Source organism: Chromobacterium haemolyticum DSM 19808 (assembly GCF_000711885.1).
Lineage (GTDB): Bacteria > Pseudomonadota > Gammaproteobacteria > Burkholderiales > Chromobacteriaceae > Chromobacterium > Chromobacterium haemolyticum.
This window is the reverse complement of record NZ_JONK01000027.1, coordinates 19523-43346: the sequence shown is the minus strand read 5'-3', so window position 1 is coordinate 43346 and position 23824 is coordinate 19523. Positions and strand designations below refer to the sequence as shown.

At 63.7% G+C, this 23824-nt stretch carries 18 protein-coding genes; 7 read left to right on the top strand and 11 right to left on the bottom strand.

What is annotated here, in order from left to right; translation table 11 throughout:
- From BR71_RS15005 to zwf, 3 genes are all read right to left on the bottom strand, one after another.
- A complete protein-coding gene (locus BR71_RS15005) occupies window positions 1-1026 on the bottom strand; it encodes a glucokinase (RefSeq protein ID WP_043639162.1) in 1026 nt (341 codons plus the stop codon).
- Window positions 1007-1684 carry a 6-phosphogluconolactonase gene (pgl, locus tag BR71_RS15000; RefSeq protein ID WP_043639158.1) on the bottom strand — a complete coding sequence of 226 codons (678 nt, stop codon included), beginning with the start codon at window positions 1682-1684 and terminating at the stop codon, window positions 1007-1009. The genes BR71_RS15005 and pgl overlap by 20 nt, the downstream gene beginning before the upstream one ends.
- Window positions 1685-1892: 208 nt before the next feature.
- On the bottom strand, window positions 1893-3371 hold the full coding sequence (gene zwf, locus BR71_RS14990) for a glucose-6-phosphate dehydrogenase (protein WP_043639153.1): 1479 nt from the start codon (window positions 3369-3371) through the stop codon (window positions 1893-1895).
- A 254-nt stretch (window positions 3372-3625) separates the two neighbouring features.
- On the opposite strand from zwf, the gene edd reads away from it, so the two are divergent.
- The 3 genes from edd to BR71_RS14975 all read left to right on the top strand — a co-directional run bounded on the left by edd (window position 3626) and on the right by BR71_RS14975 (window position 7164).
- Window positions 3626-5476, top strand: a complete 1851-nt coding sequence (gene edd / locus BR71_RS14985; protein ID WP_043639151.1) for a phosphogluconate dehydratase — start codon at window positions 3626-3628, stop codon at window positions 5474-5476.
- A 2-nt stretch (window positions 5477-5478) separates the two neighbouring features.
- A complete protein-coding gene (locus BR71_RS14980; RefSeq protein WP_043639149.1) occupies window positions 5479-6105 on the top strand; it encodes a bifunctional 4-hydroxy-2-oxoglutarate aldolase/2-dehydro-3-deoxy-phosphogluconate aldolase in 627 nt (208 codons plus the stop codon).
- Window positions 6106-6342: 237 nt separating this feature from the next.
- Entirely contained in the window at window positions 6343-7164 is an 822-nt protein-coding gene (locus tag BR71_RS14975) for an HDOD domain-containing protein (RefSeq protein ID WP_043639147.1), read from the top strand.
- A gap of 324 nt (window positions 7165-7488) precedes the next feature.
- Here the strand turns inward: BR71_RS14975 and BR71_RS14970 are convergent, their stop codons facing one another.
- Complete coding sequence (locus tag BR71_RS14970) at window positions 7489-9399, bottom strand: ribonuclease catalytic domain-containing protein (protein ID WP_043639144.1); 1911 nt, start codon at window positions 9397-9399, stop codon at window positions 7489-7491.
- 113 nt (window positions 9400-9512) lie between these two features.
- Here BR71_RS14970 and BR71_RS14965 point away from each other — a divergent pair, with 113 nt between their 5' ends.
- Window positions 9513-11102, top strand: a complete 1590-nt coding sequence (locus BR71_RS14965) for a GGDEF domain-containing protein (protein WP_231138257.1) — start codon at window positions 9513-9515, stop codon at window positions 11100-11102.
- 127 nt (window positions 11103-11229) lie between these two features.
- Here the strand turns inward: BR71_RS14965 and BR71_RS14960 are convergent, their stop codons facing one another.
- From BR71_RS14960 to argH, 3 genes are all read right to left on the bottom strand, one after another.
- Complete coding sequence (locus tag BR71_RS14960; RefSeq protein ID WP_043639141.1) at window positions 11230-11997, bottom strand: DeoR/GlpR family DNA-binding transcription regulator; 768 nt, start codon at window positions 11995-11997, stop codon at window positions 11230-11232.
- A gap of 120 nt (window positions 11998-12117) precedes the next feature.
- Window positions 12118-13725, bottom strand: coding sequence for an EAL domain-containing protein (locus BR71_RS14955; protein WP_043639139.1), 1608 nt, complete (start codon window positions 13723-13725; stop codon window positions 12118-12120).
- A gap of 600 nt (window positions 13726-14325) precedes the next feature.
- The gene (argH, locus tag BR71_RS14950; protein WP_043639136.1) at window positions 14326-15711 is read right to left on the bottom strand and encodes an argininosuccinate lyase; all 1386 of its coding nucleotides are present in this window, start codon (window positions 15709-15711) and stop codon (window positions 14326-14328) included.
- Between the two features lie 278 nt (window positions 15712-15989).
- Here argH and BR71_RS14945 point away from each other — a divergent pair, with 278 nt between their 5' ends.
- The 3 genes from BR71_RS14945 to BR71_RS14935 all read left to right on the top strand — a co-directional run bounded on the left by BR71_RS14945 (window position 15990) and on the right by BR71_RS14935 (window position 19290).
- Window positions 15990-16982, top strand: a complete 993-nt coding sequence (locus BR71_RS14945) for a sensor histidine kinase (RefSeq protein ID WP_043639255.1) — start codon at window positions 15990-15992, stop codon at window positions 16980-16982.
- Window positions 16983-17054: 72 nt separating this feature from the next.
- Window positions 17055-17633: a TMEM175 family protein gene (locus BR71_RS14940; RefSeq protein WP_043639133.1), complete on the top strand. Its 579-nt coding sequence runs from the start codon at window positions 17055-17057 to the stop codon at window positions 17631-17633.
- Window positions 17634-17757: 124 nt separating this feature from the next.
- Window positions 17758-19290 carry a catalase gene (locus BR71_RS14935; protein ID WP_052370628.1) on the top strand — a complete coding sequence of 511 codons (1533 nt, stop codon included), beginning with the start codon at window positions 17758-17760 and terminating at the stop codon, window positions 19288-19290.
- 130 nt (window positions 19291-19420) lie between these two features.
- On the opposite strand, the gene BR71_RS14930 is transcribed toward BR71_RS14935, so the two are convergent.
- From BR71_RS14930 to BR71_RS23025, 4 genes are all read right to left on the bottom strand, one after another.
- On the bottom strand, window positions 19421-19870 hold the full coding sequence (locus tag BR71_RS14930; RefSeq protein WP_043639130.1) for a hypothetical protein: 450 nt from the start codon (window positions 19868-19870) through the stop codon (window positions 19421-19423).
- Between the two features lie 954 nt (window positions 19871-20824).
- A complete protein-coding gene (locus tag BR71_RS14925) occupies window positions 20825-22240 on the bottom strand; it encodes an alkaline phosphatase family protein (RefSeq protein WP_043639127.1) in 1416 nt (471 codons plus the stop codon).
- A gap of 4 nt (window positions 22241-22244) precedes the next feature.
- Complete coding sequence (locus BR71_RS14920) at window positions 22245-23135, bottom strand: TatD family hydrolase (RefSeq protein WP_196783814.1); 891 nt, start codon at window positions 23133-23135, stop codon at window positions 22245-22247.
- Window positions 23122-23820 (bottom strand): EboA domain-containing protein, encoded by a 699-nt coding sequence (locus BR71_RS23025; protein WP_052370626.1) that lies wholly within the window; start codon window positions 23818-23820, stop codon window positions 23122-23124. The genes BR71_RS14920 and BR71_RS23025 overlap by 14 nt, the downstream gene beginning before the upstream one ends.
- Between the last annotated feature and the right edge of the window lie 4 nt (window positions 23821-23824).

Genomic DNA, 23824 nt, shown 5'->3' with positions numbered 1-23824 from the left:
TTACTCTCCTGCCGCGCCGTCGTCAGGATGCGCCCGGGGTCGGGCGCGGGCGCTCGCCAGTTCGGCCGCCAGATGGGCGGCCACGCCCGGCAAAGCCGGGTAGGAGCTGACGATCAGATAGACCGGAATCGCGGCCAGATAGCCGGACATCCGTCCCTTATCCTCGAAGCGGCGGCGGAATGGTGATTGTTCAAAAAAACCGCGTAGACGCGGCACGATACCACCACCTAGATACACGCCGCCACGGGCGCCGAGATTCAGGGCCAGATTTGCCGCCGCGCCGCCCAGCATGCCGCAGAACACTTCCAGGGTTTCGCGACAGCGCGGACAAGCTCCGGACAGGCCGCGCGCGGTGACCTCGGCCGGGTCCAACACCGCGGCCGTTTCGCCTGCGCGTTCGCACAAGGCTTGGTAAATCAACGGGATACCGGATCCAGACAGCAGCCGTTCGGCGGATACGTGGCCAAAGCGCCGCATCGCGTGCCGCCAGATATCGGCCTCCCGCTCGTCAAACGGAGCGAAACCGACGTGACCGCCCTCGCCGGACAAGGGCGCGTAGCCGCCCGGGTAGGGAATCAGCGCCGACACGCCCAGGCCGGTGCCGGGACCGATCAGCGCCAGCGGCGCGCCGGCCTCCGCCTCGCCGCCGCCGATGCGCAGCAGTTCGCTCGCCGGCAAATGCGGCAAGGCCAGCGCCAGCGCGGTGAAATCGTTGATCACCCGCAGCGTGGTCAGGCCCAGCGCCCGGCGCGTAGCCTCAATGGAAAACGCCCAGTGATGATTGGTCATCTGCACCCAGTCGCCCAACACCGGGTTGGCGATGCCGAAAGCGGCATGGGCGACCGCTCGCGCGCCGGCCAGGTCCAGATAAGCGCGGATCGCGTCCAACAGCGTGGGGTAGCCGGCGCAGGGCAGCACCTCGATGTCCTCGATCACGCCGGGCGCGGTTTCCAGCGCAAAGCGGGCGTTGCTGCCGCCGATATCGGCCAGCAGCCGCGGCCATTGCTCAGGCAGACCAGTAGACATCCAGCTCCACCTTGTTCTGGGCCAGGAAATGGCTGATGGGCAACGCGTCGCTGACGCCCTTGGCGGCGGCGTCCAGCACCTGGCGCTTCTTGTCGCCCTGGATGGACAGAATCAGACAACCGGCGCGCAGCAACGCGGCGTAGCTCATCGAGATCCGGCGGTGCGGCGCGGTCTTGGGCGTCACCGCCAGGAAGGCCGCGGCGGAGGCCGGGTCCAACCCGGCCGCCAGCTCGTCAGCGCCGGGGAATAGCGAGGCGGTGTGGCCGTCCTCGCCCATGCCCAGGATGGCGACGGTGGGCGGCGCAAATCCGGCGTTGGCGCGCGCCACCTCGGCGTCGATGTCCGCGGCATCTTCCACCAGGGGGAGGAAACGCGCCTCCACGGCGCGGTCGCGCAGCAAGTGGGCGCGCACCAGCGCGGCGTTGCTGTCCGGATGGCTGTCCGGCACAAAACGCTCGTCCACCAGGGTGACAGTCACCTTGGACCAGTCTATCGCCATGGTGCTGAGCATGTGGAAAAAGGGAATCGGCGATTTGCCACCGGACACCGCCAACACGGCGGCGCCCTGACTGGCGATGGCGGCGCCCAGCCTGGCGGCCACGCTATTGGCCAGCGCGGTGGACTGTTGCTCGCTATCGGAAAATTCTACGCAGTTCATCAGCGGCGCTCCGCGGGTAAAAAATTAAAATCAAACATCGCAGCGTTCGAGTTCGAAACGCGCTGCAAAACAGTCAGCATGGCGCAGCCATCGTCCATCGTCGCGAGCGCCTCAAGGTCGAAGCGAGTAGTACAGCCGTACAAGTAGTACGGCGAGCACCGCAGCATTCGAGATCGAGACGCGTAGCAGATGGATGCCTCCATGCGGCTTAGCATTCCTCGTGCCAGCCTATCCCATCGCGCGATAACAAAGCACTAGACGCCGCCGGACCCCAGGTGCCGGCGGTGTACTGCTTGGGCGGCAGGTTGCTGCTGCGGCTCCAGGCGTCCATGATGGGCTCCACCCAGCGCCAGGCCTCGATCAGCTCGTCACGGCGCATGAAGAGGGCCAACTTGCCGCGGATCACGTCCAGCAGCAGGCGCTCGTAGGCGTCGGCGCGGCGCACCTTGAAGGCTTTGTAGAAGTCCAGGTCGAGGTAGGCCGGTTGCAGGCGCATGGTGTCGCCGGGTTCCTTGGCAAGGAAGTACAGGCGGATGCTTTCTTCCGGTTGCAAGCGGATCACCAGCCGGTTGGCGGTGTGGCTGCCGCTCATCGGGCCATTGAACAGCTGGTGCGGCACGTCGCGGAAGTTGATGACGATTTCGGCCAGCCGCTCCTGCATCCGTTTGCCGGTGCGCAGGAAGAAGGGCACGCCGGCCCAGCGCCAGTTGTCGATCTCGGCCTTGAGCGCGACGAAGGTTTCGGTCTGGCTGTCTGCGGGGATGCCCTGCTCGCTCAAATAGCCCACCACTGGCTGGCCGCCCACGGCGCCGGCCTTGTACTGGCCGCGCACGGTCTTGGCCGCCACGTCCTGCTCGCTGAACGGGCGCAATGCCTTCAGCACCTTGAGCTTCTCGTCGCGCACCGCGTCGGCTTCCATATTGGCCGGCGGCTCCATAGCCACAATACACAGCAGTTGCAGCAGGTGGTTCTGCACCATGTCGCGCAGCGCGCCGGTGCCGTCGTAGAAGTCGCCGCGGCTGCCCACGCCCAGGTCTTCGGAGATGGTGATCTGCACGTCGTGTATCCATTCGCGCCGCCACAGCGGTTCGAACAGCGCGTTGGCGAAGCGGATCGCCATCAGGTTTTGCACCGATTCCTTGCCCAGGTAATGGTCGATCCGGTACAGCTGCTCTTCCTTGAAGAAGCGCGCCACGTCGTCGTTGATCTCGTTGGAGGAGTCCAGATCCGTGCCCAGCGGCTTTTCCAACACCACGCGCACGTTGCCGCTATTGAGGCCCACCGCCGCCAGGTTCTCGCAGATGCCGGCGAACAGATTGGGCGCGGTGGCCAGATAACAGACCACCACGCGGCCGTCGTCGCCCTTGAGCTTGTCCGCCAGCGCCGGGAAGTCCCGCGGCTGGGAGGCGTCCACTTTCAGGTATTCAATCCGCGCACAGAAGCTGTCCCAGGCGGCGGCGTCGAAATGGGCTTTGACGTGCTGGCGCGAGTTCTTCTCGACAAAGGCCAGGTAGTCGTCGCGGCTCAGTTCCTTGCGGCCCAGCGCCAGGATGCGGCCCTGCTGATTGAGCAGGCCGGCCGCGTGCGCCTGATACAAGGAGGGCAGCAGCTTGCGCATCACTAGATCGCCGGCGCCGCCGAACAACACCATATCGAAGGCCGGGGTTGGCGTAGTACGGGTATCCATCCTGATCTTCCATCTCGAGATGTTTGTAGATGTAGTTATATTACCACCAGCATTTACCTTGTCCATGTCATCCCGCTGACGCAGGCCGCTTTTGCAACACCTTTTGCCTCAAAGCAAACAATTCGCTCAATCGCTGCAACGGCGGGTGTTGCCCAGCGCCGCCGGGCGTATCATGGCGAGACGGCGCTGGAGCGCGTCTTGCATTTTGAGTGTAGTAAAACTACTATCAACCCACTTCAACACGGAACGTCATCATGGCCTTGCATTCCACCCTGTCCGCCGTTACCGAGCGCATCGTCAATCGGAGCCAGGCAACGCGCGCCGCCTACCTGGACCGCTTGCGCGCCGCAGCCCATCAGGGAAGGGTGGAGCGCTCGCAATTATCGTGCACCAACTTGGCCCACGCCTTTGCCGCCATGCCCGACGGCATCAAGATACATCTTAAGGAAGAACACCGCCCCAATCTGGCCATCGTCTCTTCCTACAATGACATGCTGTCCGCCCACCAGCCGCTGGAAACCTATCCGGCGCAGCTGAAGGAAGCGGCGCTGGCGGCTGGCGCCACCGCTCAGTTCGCAGGCGGCGTGCCGGCGATGTGCGACGGCGTAACCCAGGGCCAGCCGGGCATGGAGCTGTCCCTGTTCTCCCGCGACATCATCGCGATGAGCACCGCGGTGGCGCTGTCCCACCAGATGTTCGACGCCGCGCTTTACTTGGGCGTGTGCGACAAGATCGTGCCCGGCCTGTTGATAGGCGCGCTCTCCTTTGGCCACCTGCCCGCGGTATTCGTTCCCGCCGGCCCGATGACCACCGGCATCGCCAACGATGAAAAAGCCAAGGTGCGCCAGCTGTACGCCGAAGGCAAGGTGGGCCGCGACGCGCTGCTGGAATCCGAGTGCCAGTCCTACCACGGCCCCGGCACCTGTACCTTCTACGGCACCGCCAACTCCAATCAGATGCTGATGGAGATCATGGGCCTGCACCTGCCCGGCGCCGCCTTCGTCAATCCGGGCACCCCGCTGCGCGAGGCGCTGACCCGCGCCGCCGCTCAGCAAGCGGCCCGTATCGCCGCCCAAGGCAAGGCCTTCACCCCGGTGGGCGAGATGATAGACGAGAAGTCCATCGTCAACGCCATCGTAGGGCTGCTGGCCACCGGCGGCTCCACCAACCACACCATGCACATCGTCGCCATTGCCCGCGCCGCCGGCATTGCCGTGAACTGGGACGATTTCGACGAACTCTCCGCCGTGGTGCCGCTCTTGGTCCGCGCCTACCCCAACGGCAAGGCCGACGTGAACCACTTCCACGCCGCCGGCGGCATGGGCTTTGTGATCCGCGAGCTGCTGTCCGCCGGCCTGCTGCACGAGGACGTGGGCACCGTGGTGGGCCGCGGCCTGTCGCGCTACGCGCAGGAGCCGTGGCTGGACAACGGCGAGCTCAAATGGCGCGACGCGCCTACCGACAGCGGGGACGATAGCGTGCTGCGCACCGCCGCCGACCCGTTCTCCGCCGACGGCGGCCTCAAGCTGCTGTCCGGCAAACTGGGCCGCGCGGTGATCAAGGTGTCCGCGGTCAAACCGGAACACCGGGTAGTGGAAGCGCCGGCGGTGATTTTCCACGACCAAAACGATATGCTGGCCGCGTTCAAGCGCGGCGAGCTGGAAAAAGACTTCATCGCGGTGATCCGCTTCCAGGGCCCGCGCGCCAACGGCATGCCGGAACTGCACAAGCTGACCCCGGCGCTGAGCATTTTGCAGGAACGCGGCTTCAAGGTGGCCCTGGTCACCGACGGCCGCATGTCCGGCGCTTCCGGCAAAGTGCCGGCCGCCATCCACGTCTCGCCGGAAGCCTTGTCCGGCGGGCCGATCGGCAAAGTGCGCGACGGCGACCTGATACGGCTGGACGCCAATAGCGGCGCGCTGACCGTGCTGGTGGACGACGCCGAATGGGCCGCGCGCGAACAGGCGCAGGCCGACCTGACGCATAATGATTTTGGCATGGGCCGGGACTTGTTCGCGGTGTTCCGCTCGGTGGCAGACCACGCCGAAGCCGGCGCCACCAGCTTCCGCCATCCCGACTTCCACCCCGCTTCTTGGAGAAAATGAATATGGACGCATTGACCCTGCTGCGCCAAGGCCCGGTTGTTCCGGTGATCATCGTCAACGACGCGGCCGTGGCCGTGGAGCTGGCCCAGGCGCTGGTGGCCGGCGGCGTGCGCGTGCTGGAAGTGACGCTGCGCACCAAGGCCGCGCTGGCGGCGATGCGCCGCATGCGCGACGAAGTGCCGGGCGCCATCGTGGGCGCCGGCACGCTGCGCACCCGCGCTCATGTAGAAGCCGCCATCGACGCCGGCGCGCAGTTCGGCGTCAGCCCCGGCTTCACCCCGGAGCTGGGCGCCGCCGCGCGCGCCGCCAATCTGACCCTGATTCCCGGCGTGGCCACCCCGTCCGAGGCCATGCGCGCCCAAGACGAAGGCTTCACCATCCAGAAGCTGTTCCCGGCCGAGGCCGTGGGCGGCATCAAGCTGCTTAAATCGCTGGCCAGCCCGTTCTCCGATCTGCGCTTCTGCCCCACCGGCGGCATCGACATCAAGAAAGCGCCGGAATACCTGGCGCTGCCCAATGTGTTGGCCGTGGGCGGCAGCTGGCTGACGCCGGACGACGCCATCGCGAACCGCGACTGGGACCGCATCACCCAGTTGGCGCTGGAAGCCAGCCAGCTGCACAGGAATTAAACGACGTTGCTTCTTTACAGGGCCTCCCGGCCCTGTTTTTTTTTGGGGCCGCCCCGCCGCTGGCGCGCCTCTGTCCGGTTTTGTCCTTCCTTTCCCCCGCCAATTGCCTAAGCTCAAGGAGCAGGACTTCATCGCCGCCGGCCCACGCCCGCGCCGGCGACGGCACCGTTGGGTTTGTTGACGCCTGTTTTGCCGCTGGAAAACAGACGTCAGCAAACCCTCATATTGGAGACCCATATGCAAGTGGCGGAAATATTTGAAAAAGCGTCGGGCAAGCTGCCCATGGTGCCCAAAGTGGTTCAGGAGCTGGTGGCCAGTTTTCACCGCACCGACGTGAACATCGATGAAATTACCGACAAGGTGGGACATGACCAGGTGTTGACCGCGCGCGTGCTGCGCTTGGCCAATACCGCGCGCTTCGGCGGCAGCCGGCGCGTGGGCTCTCTGGACGACGCCATCATTCTGCTCGGCTTCGACAATCTCAGGGTGCTGGTGATCGCCTCCGGCGTCACCGGCGCCACGCTGGGCATTCAGGGCTTCGACATGAAAGCGTTCTGGCAGCGCAGCTTCGCAATGGCCAACGCCGCCAAACGGCTGGCCAGGCTGGCCAAGCTGGACCCGCAGTTGGGCTATACCTGCGGCCTGCTGTCCAATATCGGCGAACTGGTGCTCTACGTGGCGGTGCCGGAACAGGCGCTGCAGATAGACCGCATCGTTGCCGGCGGCGCCGACCGGGTGGCCACCGAGCGCATGCTCCTGGGCATGGATTTGACCGAGGTGGGCGCCGAGCTGGCGCGGCGCTGGAATTTTCCAGACGAAATCCAGGAGGCCATCTTCAATCAGCACGATCTGCTGAACGAGGAAGTGTCTCCGTTCGCGCTGCTGATTGGTCTGGCGTCCTTCATGACCTCCGGCTTCAATCACGATATGAGCGAGGAAGACATGCTGGCCACCTTGCCGGTCAGCGTGATGGAGCGCGCCGGCCTGCACCGCGAGGCGCTGGCGGAAGCGCTGCCGGAGTTGCGCGAGGCTTGCACCGCGCTGGACGAGATGTTCTAAGAACGTGTTTACGATCTCGCGAGCAAGAACGAGACAAGGCGAAAACGAGCGAAAAAGCGGAATGTACACGTGGTACATGAGCATTTTGAGCTTGTTTTTAACGCCGTATCGCCGCAGCGCAGCAGATCGTGAACAGGTTCTAAGAGCGGCTAACAAAACCCCTGATGCCGCGTTGCGCCAACTTGCCGTACTCAATGTACTGTCTGAGTCGGCGCGCCTTGCCTCAGCCGTAAAACTGAGTTTTGCCAGCCACTCAAAGCACCATCCAGCCGGACGCAAAAAAGGCGGCCTGGGCCGCCTTTTCTCACGTCTCGCATGGCGGACTCAGCCGGCCTGGCCGCCCACCTCGCCGGTTGTCTCCGCTTCGGTCTCTTCATCCTCGGCGGCATCCACATGGCCGAGCACTCCGACGCAGCGCAGCTCGATCTCCTGCATCAACTCGTCGATGCGAATCACGGCCAGCTGGATGCGGTCGCCGCGCGCCAGTTCCGGCAGGCCCGGGATACGCACCCGCATCGGCAAGCCGTCGATGCGCACCAAGTCCTCCTTGATGAAGGTGGCGGTGGGGTCGGACACCCCTTCCTGGCTGAACCAGCGCAGGCACCAGAAATGCTCCATCCGGTCCTGGAAGCCCAGGTAGGCGGAGTAAGTGGTGTCGAAATCGCGCAGGATGGCGAACAACATCGCGTCGCCCTGCTCGAACTGCGGCTTCTCCTCGCGGATCATCGACATCAGCTGGCGCTGGTTGATGAAGTCGGTGGCGCGGCGCAACGGCGACGTGGCCCACGCGTACTGGGCCACGCCCAAGCCGGTGTGCGGCTCCGGCCGCGTGGTCATCCTCACCTTGCCCATGCTCTGCGCGCGGTACATGCCGGGGATGTCGGCCTCGGCCAGCATCCGGCCCCACTCGCTGTTGGCCAGGATCATCAGCTCGGACACCAGCTTGTCCATCGGCGCGCCGCGTTTGCGCAGGGTGATCAACACCTTGCCGTCGACTACGTCGAAGTTGTAGTCCATCTGCACCGGCCGGGTCGGATCGTATTTGCCGCGGCGCTTCTCCAAGGCCTCGGCGAACTGCCAGAACCAGATCAGCTCCTGCTTGAACGGATAGTCCACGCCCGGATCGCAAGCCAGCGTCTCTTCGTTGAAGAACTGCTCCAGCGCGGCGTGGCGCAGGTTGGCGGCGATATGCACCTTTTCGATGCGGTTTTCGTAGGCGACCGGCTCGAACTCCGGCGTCACCTCCACATAGAGGCTCAGCGCCGGGCAATCGTGTCCTTCCTTCAGGGTGAACATCTCCACCAGATCGTCCGGCAACATGGTGATCTTGTCGCCGGGGAAATACACGGTGGACAGGCGGGACAGCACCAGCTTCTCCAGCGGAGAGCCGATCTCTATCCCCAGCGACGGCGCGGCGATGTGGATGCCCACGCGCTTATTGCCGTTAGGCAAGTCCTGCACCGACAGCGCATCGTCGATCTCGGTGGTGTTGGCGTCGTCGATGGAGAAGGCGCGCACCGGCGACAAGGGCAAGTCCTCCGGCAACGCCGGCAGCTCGTACTTGCCGAAACCGCGGCCCTTGGGGAAGAACTCCAGCATGAAACCGGCCATCAGGTAGTCCGGCACCGAAGAGATGCCGCCCACCTTGTCCGCCAGCCGCAGCGGCGGCAGGCTCAGTTCGCGCGCGGCCTGGTCAAAGGCTTTGAACTCCAGCGTGTTCTTGTCGGGTTTCCACAACAACGTCATCAACTGGCTGCGGATCGCCTCCGGCAGTTGGCCGGCTTTCAGCTCCGCCACCCACAGGTCGATCTGCTCCTGTTCGCGCTTTTTGCGTTCCAGCCCGGCCAGCGCTGCCTTCAGCGCGTCTTCCGGCGCCTTCTTGTAGCGGCCCTTGCCCTTTTTGTAGAAATACATCGGCGCGCCGTACAGACGCGACACGATGGCGGCGGCCTCCGCCGCCGACGGCGCGCGGCCCCAGTAATCGGCCGCCAACGCCTCATAGCCGAACTCGTCGTCCGGGCAGCATTCCCACAGGAAATCCAGGTCAATATCCGCGGCAAGTTGCTCTACCATGGGCAGAAAATCGCCCAATGCGGAGCTAAACTCCAGAAAAACATTCGCAGCCTTGATCTTGGCGCGCTTGCCATGCTGGGTATCCACTTGCAGACTAGCGTCATTGCGCGAAACGATGCTGCCGACCTTAAAGCCGCCGCTCTCTTCGTAAAAAACGTTCATTAAAAATTTTTGCCAGGCCGTTGCAATCCAACGGCGAATTATAACAGCGCGCCCAAGGCGCGGCTTCAGAACTTGAATATCGGACAACCGGGTCCACCGGGGAACACTTGACCATGTCGCAACATCAGGCTTTCAAACAACGCGTGCATCTGGCACAGGAAATCGATCGCATCGGCCACCTGCTGGTCACTCGCTGGGAACGACCGCTGGCCGCTCACCTGCTGTCGCTGATCCTGCGGCTGGAAGATATGGTGCGCGAGCAGGACCTCAACGAAATCACGGGAGAAATCCAGACCCTGTCGCGCTTGCTGCAGGGCTGGATCCAGCAACCGCAGACCGCGCCGTCGGAAAGCGAGCGCTACAACCGCCTGCGTCACCACCTGGGCCTGGTCAGCCAACTGGGCATGATGGAACGCAAGGACGGCCTGCCGGAGATCGACTACGACAAGCTGCTGGGCGGCGACTTGGTCACCCTTTATCTATGGCTGCCGCAGGATGTGGACGCCACGCCGTTGATCCAGCAGTTGTCCTGCTACGGCATTCACGCCAAAGTGATCCAGCAGGCGGCCAAACTGGCCCAAGCCTTGCAGGACATGGCGCCGGAAGCCGTGGTGGCCTTCACCGAATTCGCCGCCAACGACCCCATCCTCTTGCTGGCGCCCACCATCAGCAGCATCTGTCCGCTGATCCTGACCTCGCCGCGGCACGATTTCCAGGCGAGGCTGGCGGCGGTGCGGGCCGGCGCCGGCAGCCTGCTGGACTGGCCGCTGCAGGCGCATCAGCTGATAGACCAGCTGAGCTTTGGAGATTTGGGCGAGAAGCGCGAGCCCCTGCGCGTGCTGATCGTGGAAGACATGGAGTCGCTGGCCGGGCTCTACTCCAGCGTGCTCAACGCCCAGGGGGTGGAAACCCGCGAGGAGACGCAGCCGGAACGGGTGCTGGACATGATAGAGCAGTTCCGCCCGGACCTGATCCTGATGGACATGTACATGCCGCAATGCAGCGGCATGGAGCTGGCCAAGGTGATCCGTCAGCAACGGCTGCTGGACGGCATCCCCGTGGTGTTCCTGTCGGTGGAAAAGCGCCAGGCGGTGCAGCTGGACGCGCTGACCCTGGGCATAGACGGCTTCCTGACCAAGCCTGTGGCGCCGGAGGAGCTGATCGTCACCGTGATCAACCGCGCGCGCCGTTACCGCAAGCTGCGCTCCTACATCATCAACGACAGCCTCACCGGCCTGCTCAATCACTCCCATCTGCACGGTCAGCTGGAGTACAGCATCCAGCGCGCGCGCCGCGATCAACGGCCGTTATCGCTGGCCATGCTGGATCTGGACTTCTTCAAAACCATCAACGACAGCCACGGTCACCCGGCCGGCGACGAGCTGCTGATCAATCTGGCGCGCTTTCTCAAGGAGCGGCTGCGCAGCAGCGACCTGGTGGGCCGCTACGGCGGAGAGGAGTTCGCCATCGTGCTGCCAAGCACGAATCAGACGCAGGCGCGTGAACTGATGGACCAATTGCGTCAGGACTTCAGCCAGATCCAGCAACGCGCGCCGGACGGCGATTTCCGTCAAACCTTCAGCGTGGGCATCAGCTCGCTGGATACCGCCGGCAGCAGCACGGAGCTGGTGCAGCAGGCCGACGAAATGCTGTACCGGGCCAAGGCCAACGGCCGCAACCGGGTGGAAACCATGCCGGGCTGAGCCTGGCTCGGGCAATGAAAAAGCCGGGGCGTCAAGGACGCTCCGGCTTTTTTCGCGCACGCTCAGAGCCTGTTCAAGGTCTCGCGAGCAAGAGCGAGATCGTAAACAGGCTCTTACACGCGGGTCATCAGGCCTCGGTCAACACCAGGCGCACGCCCTGCTCTTCCAGCAGCTTGGTTACCGGCTCCGGCGGCAGCGAGTCGGTGAACACGGTGTGGAATTCGCTGATGTGGCCCATGCGCACCAAGGCGTTGCGGCCAAACTTGCTGTGATCCGCAGCCAGATAGCGGTGACGGGCGTTGGACATCATCGCCTGCGCCACCCGCACTTCGCGGTAATCGAAGTCCAGCAACGAGCCGTCCGGTTCAATGCCGGATACGCCGATGATGGCGTAATCCACCTTGAACTGATTGATGAAGTCCAGCGTGGCCACGCCGGTGATGCCGCCGTCGGACGCGCGCACCGTGCCGGAGGTGATCATCACCGTGAAATCCGGATTGGTGGACATGATGGAGGCAACGTGAATGTTGTTGGTGATCACCCGCAAGCCTTTGTGCGTGCTGGTCAGCGCCTGGGCCACCGCCTCTATGGTGGTGCCTATGCTCATGAACAGCGAGGCATGATCGGGAATGCTGCTGGCGATCATGTCCGCGATATGCGCTTTTTCGCTCTGGAATTTTCCTTTGCGCGCGAAATAGTCCTCATTCTCCACACTGCTGCCCAAGGCGGCGCCGCCGTGGTAACGGCGCAACAAATTGGCCTCGCACAGCTGGTTGATATCGCGGCGAATGGTTTGCGGGGTGACATCGAGCAGTCTGGCCAGCTCTTCGATCGGCATGAAGCCGTTTTCGCGGACCAGCTGCAGAATCTTGTCGTGACGGGGTGAGCGGCTCATAACTATTCGGAATCGAAAATCACGTCACTTTAGTAACATATTTTGCGGGTCAGCGGCAAACAGAACCACTATTCCGGCTTGATATCGGCCAATAGTGTTCGTTTATTGCGCATTTTTTACTCAGGGAGCCGCCTGGCCCTCCGCCAAGGACGCACGCCGTCCCCACAGAAAATCGCGCAACTGCTCCAGCGGCATCGGCCGCGCCAGCAGATAGCCCTGCAGGTAATGCACGCCGCTTTGCTGTAGATAGGCGCGTTGTTGTTCGGTTTCCACCCCCTCTGCCACCATGGAGATGCGCAGTTGCTTGGCCAGGTCGATGATCATTTCCAGAATGCGGTTGGCGATGGAGTCACTGCCTATCGCCGCCACGAACACGCGGTCTATCTTCAGATGGTCGGCGTGAATGCGGTTGAGTTCCGCCAAGCTGCTGTGGCCGGTGCCGAAGTCGTCGATGGCGATCTGCACCCGCATCCGCCGCAGCTCGGCCATCACCTGCTGGCTTTGCGGCGTCACCCGGATAGGCTCGCGCTCGGTCACTTCCAGCACCAAGCGCGGCGGCGTCTTCGAGAAGTGTTGCAAAAACGCCTGGCAATCCTCCACCAGCTGCGCATGTTGCAAATGGCTGGGCGACAGATTGAGCGCGACAAAGAAACAGTCGGGCAAGGATAGCGACTCCATGTCCGCGGCCACCCGCCGCATCAGGTAGCGGGTAATCTGGATGATCATGCCGGAAGCTTCCGCCACCGGGATGAACAGATCCGGCGGCGCCAGGCCCTGGCGCGGATGCTGCCAGCGCAGCAACACTTCCACCCCCATGCAGCGATGGCCGCAAGCGTCGAACACCGGCTGGTAGTAAGGCAGGAACTCCTGATTGCGCAAAGCCAGCAGTATCTCCCCGCTGACCGAGCCGCGCTTGCGCAAATAGCCCAGCAGCAGGGCCGCCCCCACCACGCCCACCGGCAGCAACAGCAGCAAGGCGCGCAGCAGGCGCGCCGACGCGCCGCGCCACAGGTACTCGGAGTCCACCCAGCTGTGCACCGCCAGCGGATAGTGCCGAGACGCCGCGATCACGCGCAGCACCGCGCTGCCCGGCACCTCGGCGACGCCCGGCAAGGTGGATTGCACCGCTTCCTTATGGTTCAACACCAGCAGCGAGCCGCTGTGGCCGTCGTCGGCCTGCCAGGGCAGCAAGGGGCTGAAATAGGCCAGCTCCACGCTGGCGACAATGCCCTGCCCCCGCTCCCCCAGCAAAGAACGCATCAGGAAGGGGCGCTTGGGATACAAGGGGCCGGAACCCTGGCGATGGATCAGCTGTTGCGGCGCCGATGGAGTGAAGGGCAGCACCGTGTCCTGCGCGCCCAGCACCGAAGTGCAATACAGGCGGCGCCCGTCCAGCAGCCCCAGCGAGCGGATATAGGGGTCGAAAGCCGCCAGCGACACCAGTTTCCCGCGCGCCTGCGCGCAGGGCAGGCCAGCCAGCGGCGCGGCTTCGCGCAGCGAGCGATCCACCTGACCAAACACCCGGTCCACAGAATTGACCGCGCGCCCCGCGGCGCTTTGCAGCTGCGCCTGCACATCCAGCTGGTAGCGGTTCCAGGTCAAGGGCAGGCCTATTGCCGCCGGCAACACGGCCACCAGCAAGACCAAGGCCCATTCCGCGGCGTTGAGGCTGCCGCGGAACTGATTGCCTCGGCTGATCAGGTGACGGAAGCGATGGCGACAAAACACATTGTTCCCCGGCGTGACTGAGTGACTGAATGACAAGAAGCAGCCCGGCGCCCGGCCATGACGACGCGCGCCAATCCGCGACACGGCTGGCGCTGGCGAGAACAGCATGGATGGACGGGGACTGCCAGGATGAGGGATGAGCGGGCATTGCCGCGCGGCGCGTGCTCGGCCGCCATCGCGATTTTTCGAAGCTCCCGCAAGTCTGGCGCTAAAGATAACGGTTTAGCCGAAGACAGAAAAGCTAATTAGAAAGATTTATTTAATAAAATGTCTTTGATTGACTTATGTTTGATATAAATTGCCACAATCGGGCCGCGTGCCGCCAGGGTGGGCGGGCGCGGCCCGACAGCCATGCGTGGTGTTTAGAAATCTGCTGCGCTTCGTGGAGCGTTGCACGGTGAGTACAAGCTCAAAATGCTCATGCGCCCCTCGCACATTCCGCTTTTTCGCTCGTTTTCGCCTTGTCTCGCCCTTGCTCGCGAGACTTTGAACAGGCTCTATAGAGCCGCTAACAAAACCGCGCAGAGAACCTGAGCCAAGGCGCGCCAACGCAGGCAGTACACGTAAGGCGCGCAGGATCAGGGGTTGTGTTAGCGGGTATTAACGCGGCTGCAAGCGTTGACGATGGCGCTCGATCTGCAAGCGCACCTGGCGCGGCGCGGTGCCGCCCACGTGATCGCGCTGCGCCAGGCTGCCTTCCGGGCTCAGCACGGCGAACACGTCGTCTTCGATCAGCGGCGAGAACTCGCGCAGCTTGGCCAGAGATAGGTCGGCGATGTCAACGCCCTGCTGCTCGGCGTGACGCACCGTCAGCGCCACGACCTCGTGGCTATCGCGGAAGGGCACGCCCTTCTTCACCAGATAGTCGGCCAGATCCGTGGCGGTGGCGAAGCCTTGCAGCACCGCCGCGCGCATCGCCTCCGGCTTGACGGTGACGCCGCGCATCATGTCGGCGTAAATGCGCAAGGTGTCGATCAAGGTGTCCGCGGTGTCGAACAGCGGTTCCTTGTCCTCCTGGTTGTCCTTGTTGTAAGCCAGCGGCTGCGCCTTCATCAGCGTCACCAGCGCAATCAGGTGACCCACCACGCGGCCGGACTTGCCGCGCACCAGCTCCGGCACGTCCGGGTTTTTCTTCTGCGGCATGATGGAGCTGCCGGTGCAGAAGCGGTCGGCGATGTCGATGAAGCCGACGCGCGGGCTCATCCACAGGATCAGCTCCTCGGACAGCCGCGACAGATGCACCATCACCAGGCTGGCGGCGGCGGTGAATTCAATCGCGAAATCGCGGTCGGACACCGCGTCCAGCGAATTGTGGCAAACATCGTCGAAACCCAGCAGTTGGGCGGTGTAATGACGGTCTATCGGGAAAGTGGTGCCGGCCAACGCCGCCGCGCCCAGCGGCAGGCGGTTGACGCGCTTGCGGCAATCGCTCATCCGCTCGGCGTCGCGCGCCAGCATTTCCGCGTAGGCCAGCATGTGGTGGCCAAAGGTCACCGGCTGCGCCACCTGCAAATGGGTGAAGCCCGGCAACACGGTTTCGGCGTGCTGCTCGGCCAGGTCCAGCAGGCTGTGCTGCAGCTCGCCGATCAGGCCGACGATGGCGTCGATCTGCGCACGCAGCCACAGGCGGATATCGGTGGCCACTTGGTCGTTGCGGCTGCGGCCGGTATGCAAGCGCTTGCCGGCGTCGCCGATCTTGTCGGTGAGCCGGCGTTCCACGTTCATGTGCACGTCTTCCAGATCCACGCTCCACTCAAAGCGGCCTGCGCGGATATCGTCCAGCACTTCGCCCATGCCTCGTCGGATCGCTTCCAGGTCTTCGGCGGACAGGACGCCGGCGCGCTGCAACATGGCGGCGTGGGCCAGCGAGCCCTCAATGTCGAATTCGGCCAGTCGTCGGTCGAAATCCACCGAGGCGGTGTATTTCTTGACGAGTTCGGATACCGGCTCCGAGAAACGGCCGGACCAGGCGTGTTGATCTTGCATGGCAATGCTTTCTACGATGGCTGCGGACGAAAAACTTGGCGAAACCCCGGACACGCGCAATGCCGCCGGGAACCTCTTACTATGCCAGCGGCGAGCGCCTTCGGCCAGTGCGGGTTTTCCTTGCTATAAGAGCGGCTAACAAAAGTCAGTTTCACGTCTGAGGCAAGGCGCGCCGACGCAGGCAGTACTTGAGTACGGCAAGTCGGCGCAACGCAGCATCAGGAGTTTTGTTAGCCGCTCTAATGCGGCTATCCTATTTCGCTCCTCCCCGCGCCGCCATGCCGCTACCGTCCCCGCCCGACCTGCCCGACTACCGCAACCTGGGCGTGCTGCTGCGCGCGCTGCTGCTGCTGGGCTTGTTCCTGCTGGGCGGCCTGTTGCTGGACGACGGCGGAGAGCCGCTGCCCTGGCGCTTGCTGCGCCTGTCCAGCCTGCTGGTGCCCGGCGCCTTGCTTAGCCTGGGCCTGCTGGCCCTGCTGGGCCGCCGCCTCCACCACGGACGCCGCGCCGCGCTGGCCGCCGCCGCCATCTGTCTGCTCTCCTTCGCCTTCTGCGGCCGCCTGCTCAACCCGCTGGCGCCCATGCCCTGGGGCCAGGTGCTGCTGGCCGGCGCGGTGGGCGGGCTGATGCAGCACTACCTCAATCTGCGCGCGCGCGCGCTGTCCCCGGCCTTGTCCGAGGCCCGGCTGATCGCGTTGCAGGCCCGCATCCGTCCTCATTTCCTGTTCAACAGCCTCAACGCCGCCATCGCCCTGATCGGCAAACAGCCGGACAAGGCGGAAATGGTGCTGGAAAACCTGGCCGACCTGTTCCGCGCCCAACTGGGCGACCCGGCGCGACAATCCACGCTGGGCCGCGAAATCGAATTGGCGGCCATGTATCTGGCGATCGAGGCCGAGCGGCTGGGCGCGCGCCTGCAAGTGAGCTGGGACGTGCAAGCGCCGCTGGACGCCGCGCTGCCGCCGCTGATCCTGCAACCGCTAGTGGAAAACGCGGTGTTCCACGGTATAGAACGGCTGGCCGACGGCGGCGAGATCCGCATCCAGGCGCGCCGGCATGAACAACTGCTGGAGCTGACGCTGAGCAACCCGGTCAACCCGGAACCCGCCGCGGACACACCCGGACACCATATGGCGCTGGACAACCTGGCCGAACGGCTGGAGCTATATTTCGACGCCGAGGCCTCGCTCAGCGCCCGGCTGGACGGTGATCGTTTCATCACCCGCATCCGCCTGCCTTACCGCCCGGCGCCAACCCAGCAGCCAGGCTGAGAACCTATTTACGATCTGTAAAGCCGTCTATACTCCTCCTATCATCCGATTGAAACAGCTAATAGGGATATAATGGGAAAGAACCGGCTAGAAGCGTTCAGCGACGGCGTGCTCGCCATCATCATCACCATCATGGTGCTGGAGCTGAAAGTGCCGCACGACACCAGTTGGGCGGCGCTGCAAGACCGCTGGCCGGTCTTCCTCAGCTACGTGCTGAGCTTCATCTATGTGGGCCTGTACTGGAACAACCACCACCATTTCTATCACGCCATCCAGCGCGTGGACGGCCGCGTGCTGTGGGCCAATCTGCACCTGCTGTTCTGGCTGTCCCTCATTCCCTTTGTCACGGGCTGGATGGGAGAAAACCACTTCGCCCCGCTGCCGCTGGCCCTGTACGGCGTGGTGCTGCTGATGTGCGCGCTGGCCTGGTGGCTGATGCAACAATCCCTGCTGTGCCTGCCCGGCAACCGCACCCGGCTGTCCGAGGCGCTGGGCAAGGACATCAAGGGCAAGATATCCCCGCTGTGCTACCTGATCGGCATCGCCGCCGCCTTTTACTGGGAATGGCTGTCCGCGGCGATGTACGTGCTGATGGCCCTGATCTGGCTCGTGCCGGACCGGCGCATTGAGCGGCTGTTGGCGGAAAAGTAACGCCGTCGCCGCCCATTAATAAACACTATCAAACAAATTGTAATTTAAGATTTAACAAAACTATTGCCAGTTCCGATAATGGCCACTCCCTTAGTAAATGTTCTAATAATTTATGGGAGTGCCAATGTCTGCTCTGACCTTTTCCGTGAACCGCAAGCTTTTCACCGTGGCGCTAGCTTGTAGCGCCGCTCTGACCCAAGCCGCAGCCCTGACTCAGGACAACGGCGCGCCGGTGGGCGACAACCAGAACAGCCAAACCGCCGGCCCCAACGGCCCCACCCTGCTGCAAGACATTCAACTGCTGCAAAAGCTGCAGCGCTTTGACCGCGAGCGCATCCCGGAACGCGTGGTGCATGCGCGCGGCGTGGGCACCGGCGGCGTTTTTGTCGCCAGCGAGGGACTGCAAGACGTCAGCCGCGCCCAGGTGTTCCGCAAGGGCGAACAAACCCCGGTGTTCGTGCGTTTCTCCACCGTGATAGGCAGCCGCGGCGCGCCGGAAACCGACCGCGACCCGCGCGGCTTCGCTACCAAGTTCTACACCGCGCAAGGCAACTGGGACCTGGTGGGCAACAACCTGCCGGTGTTCTTCATCCGCGACGCGATCAAGTTTCCGGACATGGTGCACTCGCTGAAGCCGGACCCGGTGAGCAATGAGCAAGACCCCAACCGTATCTTCGACTTCTTCTCCCACCAGCCGGAATCCACCCACATGCTGACCCGGGTGTACTCCAACTACGGCACCCCGGCCAATTACCGTGAAATGAACGGCAGCAGCGTGCACGCGCTGAAACTGGTGGCCGCCGACGGCCGCTACCAATACGCCAAGTTCACCTGGAAATCGCGCCAGGGCGAGCGCAATCTGCGCCCGGACGAACTGCCCAAGGTGCAGGGCCAATCGGTTGGCCACGCCACCGCGGACCTGCTGCAAAGCATCGAACAGAAACGCTACCCGTCCTGGGATTTGTACGTGCAGCTGATCCAGCCAGAGGACATGAACCGCTTCGCCTTCAACCCGCTGGACCCCACCAAGGTGTGGACCGGCGTGGCGGAACGCAAGGTGGGCACCATGACGCTGAACCGGATTCCGGCCAACTTCTTCGAAGCCACCGAGCAAGTGGCGATGTCGCCGGCCAACTTGGTGCCGGGCATCGAGGCCTCGGAAGACCGACTGCTGCAAGGCCGGCTGTTCTCCTATCTGGACACCCAGATGCACCGCGTGGGCACCAATTTCCAGGCATTGCCGGTAAACCGCCCGCGGGTTGAGGTGGTGAACAACAATCAGGACGGCGCGCAAAACGCCTCCGGCCGCCAGGGCAGCGTCAATTACGAACCCAGCCGGCTTGCTCCCAAGCCGCAAGACCCGCAGTTCAAGCACAGCCGCCTGCCCTTGCAGGGCAACACCCAACAAGAGGCCATCGCCAAAACGCTAAACTTCCAGCAGGCCGGCGAGTTCTACCGTTCGCTGAGCGCGCAGGACCAGGCGGACCTGATCCGCAATCTGTCCGGCGACCTGGCCAAGGTACGCAATGCCGAGACCCGCGATGTGATGTTGTCGCACTTCTACAAGGCGGACCGCCAGTACGGCGAGCGTCTGGCCAAGGCCTTGAAGGTGGAGGTGAAGGGGATTGAGCGCAGGGCGGCGCTGTTGCAGGAATAAGCGTAGCCGCTTGAATGAAGCGGGGCGGCCCATGGCCACCCCGTTTTTTTTTGCGCCCGCGCCGCGCAGTGGCAAGCGGCGGCAGCGGGGTTTGGTGGGTATCGCCTACGGCTCCACCCACCTGCTTAGGTCAGCGATTGCGCAGGCGGATGCGACGGAAACGCGCCTCCAGCTTGAGCCGTTGTCCCAGCGCCAGATAGAACTGATGTTGGCTATCGACATGGCGGTAGACCCTGACCCGGTCGGCTCCCAGCAGCATCATGATTTCCAGATAGTTGAAGAAACCCATCCACTGGCCGCGTCCGTCGCGGTCGTCAAAATCGATGTCGCGCGCCACGCGGCTGAGCAGGCCTTTGCCGACGTATTCGCGGTTGTCCTTCATCCATTGCAGCAAATGCGCCGCGCATTCGCGGCCGTAGGCGCTGTCGGCGGGGTAATCCTTACGGGGCGTGGGCATTTGCCAGTAATGCGCATAGGTGCGGCCGGGGCAGAAACGAACAAAGGGAAGCAAGACTTCCTGCTGCTCCAGCGAGTGCAGTTTGTAGCGGCGACGACGAGGGAAGTTTTGAGGATGTTGCATGGTGTTTCTCCTGCTGTGACACAAGATAAACCACCTGCCGGGGAAGGCTGAGGTATTAGGCAGGCGCGTGGCAGGATTGGCGTACCGGGTGTGTACCAGACCGGTGAGTGCATGGCACTCTCCCACCACGCGCCTGCCAAACGGCACAGCCATGGTGAAACAGCCCGCGCAGTATGCTGCGTAGGCTGGTGGTACACACGAACGGGACGCCAATCCCGTGTGCCGCATGTGGGCGGCAACGTGGGAATTGTTGCCGAGGGGGCGGTTGGGGTCAAGGTGGGGTGGTTGGTGTGGCTAGGTGTGTGGGTTTTGTATCCGCTGCGCGTATGATGATTTTCATTGCCGGGGCTACCCGGCGAGCAGGGAGAGGATATTTGCTAACGTCAAATCGCTCAAACAGGGTAGCCGCTTAAGACCTCGGACCTGCCACCCAACGACAGGCTTGAAGGGACCCAGGGCGCGTCGGATACGTGGTTTCTTTTGGGAAACAAAACTTACCCACAGGAAAGAATGATGAAGCAAAGTTACCCACAGAACGGCCCAGGCAGCGAATCAACCTCCTCTATCTAGAAAATTGACCACCTCATGTAGCGCCCAGGTGTCCCCTCGGGGCGCGCCGGAGAAAAAGGGGTTTGCAAGGTTTTAAGCGGCTGCTTTGTTTGAGCGATTTGACGCTAGCAAATCGCGAGTTCAGCCGCGCCTTGCAGGCCCCTTTTTCTTCGGGGTTTCGCGTCCTGGGGGACGAGGGGGGATGGAAGGGGGCGGCGGCCCGCCCTCTCCCCGTTCGCCGCGCGGAAAGCGGCACCAAAAACATCATCCGCGCAGCGGATACAACAGAACAGTCTCCACTCAACACAACGTGATCATAAGAGGAAAGGCACCCCGCAAAGCCAATCCCAAATCATCATCCACCCAACAGACTCCCCATAAAAAAGCCCACGCGGGGCTTTCGCCCTACTCCATCACCCCATGCGCCCCGTACGCCAGCCGCGTCTCCACCTCCCCAAACATATGATCCATGATGATGTCCCGCACCGCCGTCGCCGGCACCGCCCCCGACGGCAAACTGTCCGGCAAAGAACTAATCATCAATGGACCATGCTCCGGATTCAGCGTGGGACGTCCATGCGCCCCCCTCACCAAAGACGGATCCAGCGGAATCACCTCCAACAAACTCCGCATCCCCAACTTGCGCTTCAACAACGTCCAGGCAATGTCCAACTTCGGCCAACTTAAAGCCGGGTCCAAAAACAACTCCACCGGGTCATAGCCCGGCTTACGGTGAATATCCACCGTGCGAGCGAAATCCGGCGCGTGCGCATCGTCCAGCCAATAGTAATAACTGAACCAGCGATCCGGCCGGCTCACCGCCACCAGCTCGCCGGAACGCGGATGATCCAGCCCCAGCAAGCGCTTGCCGGCCTGGTCCAACACCATTTCCACCCCCTCCAGCTCCAGCAACAAAGCCTTCACCTCCGGCACCAACGCCGGCTGGCGCACATAGACATGAGCGATCTGATGATCCGCCAGCGCGAAAGCCGCCGACGCGCCGCAGTCCAGCTTGTCCTCGCCCTGCTCCTCCCGCACCTTGAGCCAACCGGCCATGCGCAGAACGCGGTTGATGGCGATGTCGTTGCTGACCGGCGTGACGCCGTACTCGGACAAGACGATCACGCGGCTGCCGTCCCGGTCAGCCTCCTCGATCAACTCCCCGCACAACTGATCCACCGCCGCCACCTCCGCCGCCACGTCCGGATGATCCGGCCCCAAGCGCTGCAGGCAGTAATCCAGATGCGGCAGGTAGACTAGGGTCAGCGTGGGCTGGCGCGAGCGGTACAGATGCAGCGCGCAGTCGGCGATCCAGCGGCTGGAGCGGATATCCGCCGCCGGCCCCCAAAAGTGAAACAAGGGAAAATCGCCCAGCTTTTGACGCAACTCCGCGTGCAGTTCCGGCGGGTTGCAGTAGAAGTCGGGAATCTTGCGGCCGTCGGCCTTGTAGATCGGGCGCGGCGTCACGCTCCAGTCCACGTCGGCATACATGTTGTACCACCAGAACAACTGCGCGCAGCTGAAGCCGGCGTGCAGGCGCCGGGCTTCGTGCCAGAGTTTCTCGCCCTGAATCAAGGCGTTGTTCTGTCTCCAGAACAAGGGCTCGGCCAGCTCTCGCGAATACCAGCCGTTGGCGACGCAACCGTGCGCCTGCGGCAGCTGGCCGGTCAGATAGGTGGCTTGCGCCGGGCAGGTCAGCGCCGGCGTCACCGCCATGAGCGGGCGCTGCGCGCCGCGTTCCGCCAACCGGATCAAGTGCGGCGCGTACCGCAGCAGCTGCGGCGTCAGGCCCACCACGTTCAGAACGAGTGTGCGTTGCATGATGTCACTCCACGATGTCCACCTGCGGATTTTGACCACGCAGCACGGAATTGCCCTGATACAGCCGGCGCTGGTCCACCGCCAGCGGGCTGTTGGCTTCTTCTATGTCCAAGCGGCCGCTCTGGGCGAAGAAGTCCAGCGGATTGCGCCAGACGATGGTTTCGATGTCGCGCTCGGCGATGCCGGCGGCGCGCATCGCCTCTACGGTTTTGGGTACTTTAAGCGGATCGCTGACGCCCCAGTCGGCGGCGCTGTTGATGATGATGCGCTCGCTGCCGTACTGGCGCACCAGCGCCACCATCCGCGGTTCGTCCATCTTGGTGTTGGGGTAGATGGAGTGGCCGGCCCAGCAGCCGGAGTCCAGTACCAGCGGCAGGGTTTCTTCGGTGTTGTGGTCGATCAGCACCCGCTCCGGCGCAATGCCGCTGTCGCGCACCAGCGCCAGGCTGCGCAGAGTGCCGGCCTTTTTGTCTCGATGCGGCGTGTGGACCAGCGCCGGCAGGTCGAACGCTATCGCCAGTTCCAGCTGACGGGCGAAGTAGCGCTCCTCGGCCGGGGTTTCGTCGTCGAAGCCGATTTCCCCCACCGCCACCACGCCGTCCTTGTCCAAGTAGCGCTCCAGCAGCGCCATCACGCCGTCAGCCACGTCCGGGTTGTTGGTTTCCTTGGGGTTGAGGCCCAAGGTACAAAAGTGGCGGATGCCGAATTGCGCGGCGCGGAAGCGCTCCCAGCCCAGCAGCGACAGGAAGTAGTCGTCGAAGCTGCCGACGTGCCGCCGCGGCTGGCCCATCCAGAACGCCGGCTCCACCACCACGCTGATGCCGGCCCGGCTCATCGCCTGGTAGTCGTCGGTGGTGCGGGAAGTCATGTGGATGTGCGGATCAAACATTTTCATGATGCAGTCCTTGCAGTAGGAAAACGACGTCGTCGGACACGCTGCGGCCGGCGGCGCGTCGCTCGCTGGCGTAGGCGGCCACCATGTGTTCCAGCTCTGGGCTCCAGCGCCGTTCCAGGCCGGCGATACGCCGCGCCGGCGCGCCGGTGAACAAGGCCTTGAGCACCAGCTGGTTGAAATTGAGATCGGGAAACTGTTGCGCCGGGTAGGCGTTGTCGCAAGCCAGCGCCTGGAACACGCCGGCCACGTGGCTGCGGCTGGCGTCGGTGGCCAGCGCCAGCCAGTCTTCCGGCTTGGGCAGCAGGATCAGCGCCTTGACCACCGCCTGCTGTTCCAGGCTGTCGCCGCCGCGATACAGATCGAACGCCAGCGCCGGATCCGCGCCGGCGGCCAAGGCCCGCAACAGCAGCAGGGCGCGGCCGGCGTCGCCGGGCGACCAGGCCTCCGCCGCCAGCACGCGTTGGGCTTGCAAGGCCTTGATCGCGGCCTTGGGCAGCAGGGTCAGCGCCGCCAGTTGCCGGTTGGCCACGCTAAACAAGCGGCGACAGGCGGCGGGATCCGGCGCATCGGCGGTCAGCCGACGACAGGCATCCAACCACACCAGCGCCTGGGCGGCGTTGTGGCGGTCCGCCGCGTCCAGCAGGCTGGCGTGCAATTGATCCGCCAGCATGGTTTGCGTTTCCATCGCG